Genomic DNA, 5,232 nt, shown 5'->3' with positions numbered 1-5,232 from the left:
CCGCGGGCGGCGGGTGGGTCGGCGGTTGGCGCCCCTGACTGGACCGGGGCCCCGGCGGCCCGCGCCGGCCGGGGCGGACCCCATGCCGCCGACCGGACCGGCAGAACCTTCCTGCGGTCGCCTCGGCTGCCCGACGACGGGCCCGCCGGCCTCCGCGGCGGCCGCGGCCTCCCGGCTGCGGCCCTCACTCGCCGTGCCCCCGGCCGGAGTGGCCGGGTGTTCCGCGGCGGGGGTCTCCTCGACCCCGCGCCGCGGCGAGGACGACTGGAGCGCCATCCCCCCGGTCGTACGGAACAGCTCGTCGGCTCCGGGCAGACTCACTCGGCGTGACACCGGGCGAGCACCTCCCTGGCCAGCTGGCGGTAGGCGGCGGCGCCGACGGAGTTGGAGGCGTACGTCGTGATCGGCTCGCCGGCGACCGTGGTCTCCGGGAAGCGCACCGTGCGGCCGATGACCGTGTGGTAGACGTGGTCGTCGAAGGCCTCGACGACGCGCGCCAGCACCTCACGGCTGTGCACCGTACGGGAGTCGTACATCGTGGCGAGGATGCCGTCGAGCTCCAGCTCGGGGTTGAGCCGCTCCTGCACCTTCTCGATGGTCTCGGTCAGCAGCGCCACGCCGCGCAGCGCGAAGAACTCGCACTCCAGCGGGACGATGACCTTGTGAGCCGCCGTCAGGGCGTTCACGGTCAGCAGACCGAGCGAGGGCTGACAGTCGATCACGATGTAGTCGTAGTCGGCCAGCAGGGGCTTCAGGGCCCGCTGCAGGGTCGACTCGCGCGCGACCTCACTGACCAACTGCACTTCGGCAGCGGACAGGTCGATGTTGCTCGGCAGCAGGTCCATGTTGGGGACCGCCGTCTTGAGCAGCACCTCGTCGGCCGACATGCCCCGCTCCATGAGCAGGTTGTAGACCGTCAGGTCGAGTTCCATCGGGTTCACGCCGAGACCCACGGACAGCGCGCCCTGCGGGTCGAAGTCGACGAGCAGCACGCGGCGCCCGTACTCGGCGAGCGCGGCACCCAGGTTGATGGTCGACGTGGTCTTGCCCACGCCGCCCTTCTGGTTGCACATCGCGATGATCTTCGCCGGACCGTGGTCGGTCAGCGGACCCGGGATCGGGAAGTACGGGAGCGGGCGTCCGGTCGGGCCGATCCGCTCACGGCGCTGACGGGCAGCGTCGGGAGCGAGAGTGGCCGCGTACTCGGGGTCCGGTTCGTACTCCGCGTCGGGGTCGTAGAAGTGCCCCTCGGGCACATTGTCGTAGTCGGCGAAACCCACGGGCTTTTCGCCGCTCAGGTCGCCGGCCCTGGAGTTCACGTCTAGGCCGTCCATGCTCTTTTGGGGCGTCGTCATGTGCTGGTGGTTTGCGAAGGTGCGTACTGCGACGGAGCCGACGGCTTCGAGCCCGGTAGGGCCTTGGCCCCGCTCGGGCATCCCTGCTCGACCACCCCCAGGAGCAAATGTCGACTCATTCACAAGTCGTCTTACCTCCTCGGACGTGACCAGGACACTTATCGATAGGTCAGCGTGGCACCATGCCGACGGTTGGCGACTCTATGGCGTGTCACCACTCAGCGGCAACACAATCCGCCGGACCCGGCACGATGTGTCGGCAACCGAACACCACTCTGTCAAGGGCGCACGAGCTGTCGCTGCGAAGTTTCGCGGGTGCGCGAAAGGGTTAAAGGGTTACGTTCGAGGCGAGTTGAGCGGGGTCTTGGGGGCACCGCGCAAACGCGACCGGCCGGACCTTGCGGGCAAGGTCCGGCCGGATACGTGAGATTGACGTCAGTCGTTGACGTGTCAGCCGAGCAGCGTGCTCAGCTCGAGGGTCTCGAGGCCGTGGGCCTCGGCGACGGGACCGTAAACGACCTGGCCGTCATGGGTGTTGAGGCCCAGGCCGAGCGCGGGGTCACGGCGCAGCGCCTCGACCCAGCCGAGGTTGGCGAGCTGCACGATGTAGGGCAGCGTCGCGTTGGTCAGCGCGTAGGTGGAGGTGTTCGGCACCGCGCCCGGCATGTTGGCGACGCAGTAGAAGACCGAGTTGTGGACCTGGAAGGTCGGCTCGGCGTGGGTGGTCGGACGGGAGTCCTCGAAGCAGCCGCCCTGGTCGATCGCAATGTCGACAAGGACACTTCCGGGCTTCATCTTGGCGACGAGCTCGTTGGTGACCAGCTTCGGGGCCTTCGCACCCGGGATCAGGACGGCGCCGATGACGAGGTCGGCCTCGACGACGGCCTTCTCCAGCTCGAAGGCGTTGGAGACGATCGTCTTGATCTTCGTGCCGAAGATCTTGTCGGCCTCGCGGAGCTTGTTGATGTCGCGGTCGAGCAGGGTCACGTGGAAGCCCATGCCGATGGCGATCTGAGCGGCGTTCCAGCCGGAGACGCCGCCGCCGATGACGACGCACTCGCCGGCGTGGGTGCCGGGGACACCGCCCGGGAGGACGCCGCGGCCGCCGGCCGAGCGCATCAGGTGGTAGGCGCCGACCTGCGGGGCCAGACGGCCCGCGACCTCGGACATCGGGGCGAGCAGCGGGAGCGCGCGGTTGGCGAGCTCGACCGTCTCGTAGGCGATGGCGGTGGTGCCGGACTCCAGCAGGGCGTCCGTGCACTCGCGGGAGGCCGCCAGGTGCAGGTAGGTGAAGAGCGTCTGGTCCTTGCGGAGGCGGTGGTACTCCTCCGCGATGGGCTCCTTGACCTTGAGCAGCAGGTCGGCGGTGGCCCAGACCTCGTCGGCGGTACCGAGGATCTCGGCGCCGGCCGAGACGTACTCGGCGTCCGTGATCGAGGAGCCCACACCGGCGTTCTGCTCGATGAAGACCTGGTGGCCGTTGCGGACCAGCTCATGCACGCCGGCGGGCGTGATGGCGACCCGGAACTCGTTGTTCTTGACCTCGCGGGGGATGCCGACCTTCATCGTCGATCACGGTCCTTGGCTCAGGGGATATTACGGGGCACTTCCATACATACCCGCCCACAAGAACGCGCAACGGGATGCACCACGGGATGCCGCGGTGAACCCAGTCTAATGAAGGATGAGTCGCTGTCTAGCCTTGCAAACCAATAATCTCAGTCGGAAGCACTACGGATTTCGCAGGCTGCAGGGTCATCTCCCAGCAATCTGTCTGCTGCGGAGCGGTGCAGCCTGGCAGCCGCGGGGTCTCCCAATCGGTCCAGCGTGTCGGCCAGCCGGACCTGCAGTGCGGCCTGAAGTCGCTGGTCGCCCGCCCTGCGCGCCAGCTCCACCGCCTCGCGGCAGGTGTGCAGCGATTCCTCGGGCCGGCCGGCGTATTCCTGGACCCTCGCCATCTCGCTCAACGCCTTGGCCTGACCGGGGACATCGGCCAGCTTCCGGTAGCCCGCGGCGGCCGCCCGCCAGCTGCGCAGCGCGTCCCCGTACCGCCCCGCGTAGGTGTTGACGTTCCCGAGCCGCCCGTACAGCCGGGCCTCGTCCGCGCGCTCGCCCCGCGCGAGGGCCTGGGAGAGCGCCCGGCCGAACCAGTCGGAGGCCCGGTGCCAGTCCGCCAGCTCCTGGTAGGCACCCCCTACGGATTCCATCGCGCGGCCCGTCGCATACGGATCGTTCGCCGCCCGTCCGGCGTCCAGCGCGGCCCGGTAGCGCTCCAGCGCCTCCTGGGTCCGGCCGGTCGCGGCGTCCAGGTCGGCCAGGTTCAGCAGCGCGGCGGCCTGCTCCCGGTGCAGGTGGCGGCGCTCGGCCACGTCCAGGACCAGCCGGTGCAGCCCGTACAGCTCGGGGGCGGCCTCGGCCGTGCCCCGGTGGTCCGCCAGCGCCCGGACGAGGGCCGCGACCAGCCTGCGGGCCAGGGTGTCCAGCTGCCCGTCGGCCACGGCCAGGGAGGCCGCCGCACCGAGCGCGGGCAGCCGGGTGTCCAGCCAGGTGGCGGCGGCCCGCCGGTCGGGGAAGCGCAGGGCGCGCGGCAGGCCGTCGAGCAGCTCGCGCAGGTCGTCGTCGACGGCGGCGTCCACCCCGGGCTCCTCGCCCTCGGCCATGGCCCGGCAGGAGTGCAGCAGCCGTACGGTGCGCTCCAGCATCCGGGCCCGGGCCAGCTGGACCTCGGCGGGCCGTTCCTTGGCCTCCAGCAGGGCCTGGAGCAGGGGTGCGAGGCAGCCGGGCAGCAGGAACAGGCCGTCGCGGGAGGCGCGGACGAGGCCCAGCCCGGCGAAGTCGTCGAGCGTGGACTGGGCGGCGGCCACGGAGCAGCCGGCGAGGGCGGAGGCGGTGTGCGAGTCGACGATGCCGGCGGGGGCGAGCGGGAGCAGCCGCAGGGTCCGCTGGGCGGGCTGCGGCAGGGACTCGTAGACGAGCCGGAAGCCGCGGGCGAGCGGGCCGCCGGTGGTGGCGGGCATGTCGTGGAGCTGCTTGGCCACGTCGGCGACGGAGGCCTTGGGGTGGGCGGCGAGCCACCCGCCGACGAGGACGAGCGCGGCGGGCTGGCCCCCGCACTCCTCGGCGAGGGCCTCGGCGGCCCGGGGGTCGGCGGTGACGCGGGTGTCGCCGATGCGCTGGGCGAGCAGCTCCACGGCGGAGGGTGTGTCGAGCCCGCCGAGGGTGCAGGGCCGGACATCGGGGATCCCGGTGAGCGGCCCCTCGGCGGTGACCACGACGAGGCACTCGGGGGTGTCCGGGAGCAGGGCGTCCACCTGCTGCGGATCGGCGGCGTCGTCGACCAGGATGATCGCCCGCCGCCCGTCGAGGGCGGTGCGCAGGGCCGAGCTCAGTTCGTCCTCGCCGGCCCCGGGCGGGGTGGGCTGCCCCAGCCCCTCCAGCAGGCTCCGGACGGCCCGCTCGGTGGCCACCGTCTCCCCGCCGGGAGCGGTGAGGCGGGTGCGCAGCACTCCGTCGGGGTAGTCCTCGGCGACCTCGCGGACGAATGCCTCGGCGAGGGCCGTTCGGCCGGACCCCGGCCGCCCGGCGACGAGCAGCACCCGGGCCCGCGGCGCCTTGGCCTTGCGGCCGGAGAGCGTGTCGAGCCCGGTCCGTGCGATGTCCTCGCGCAGCTCCTTGAGCTCACGCCGCCGCCCGACGAAATCCGCCACGGATCCGCTCCTCTCCCTGCCACCGGATTGCGAGCGTAGTTCACGCAGAGCGACGACCCGTGTGGAGCGCGGCGGGCAAATCCCCCAATCGGATCAGCAGATGGTCACACCACCGCCCGGTTGCGCCGTCCCTGCGTTCCCGCAGGTCCCGAAACGGGGCGCCCCGGCCC

General features: G+C 71.6%; 3 protein-coding genes and 1 pseudogene. All 4 read right to left on the bottom strand.

All coding sequences use genetic code 11. The features are described from left to right. Positions 1 to 321, bottom strand: a pseudogene (locus ACWGE1_RS40020) (hypothetical protein); the annotation flags it as partial. Further along, the gene (locus ACWGE1_RS40015; protein WP_078851667.1) at positions 318 to 1,436 is read right to left on the bottom strand and encodes a ParA family protein; all 1,119 of its coding nucleotides are present in this window, start codon (positions 1,434 to 1,436) and stop codon (positions 318 to 320) included. The pseudogene ACWGE1_RS40020 and the gene ACWGE1_RS40015, both read right to left, overlap by 4 nt. Before the next feature lie 369 nt (positions 1,437 to 1,805). Next, a complete protein-coding gene (gene ald, locus ACWGE1_RS40010) occupies positions 1,806 to 2,921 on the bottom strand; it encodes an alanine dehydrogenase (protein WP_453425391.1) in 1,116 nt (371 codons plus the stop codon). A gap of 152 nt (positions 2,922 to 3,073) precedes the next feature. Continuing rightward, complete coding sequence (locus ACWGE1_RS40005; protein ID WP_453425390.1) at positions 3,074 to 5,062, bottom strand: tetratricopeptide repeat protein; 1,989 nt, start codon at positions 5,060 to 5,062, stop codon at positions 3,074 to 3,076. Between the last annotated feature and the right edge of the window lie 170 nt (positions 5,063 to 5,232).

The sequence above is a fragment of the Streptomyces sp. NPDC054932 genome (genome assembly GCF_053610205.1).
Note: the sequence above shows the minus strand (reverse complement) of the source record. Positions and strands in the feature narration are given on the sequence as shown.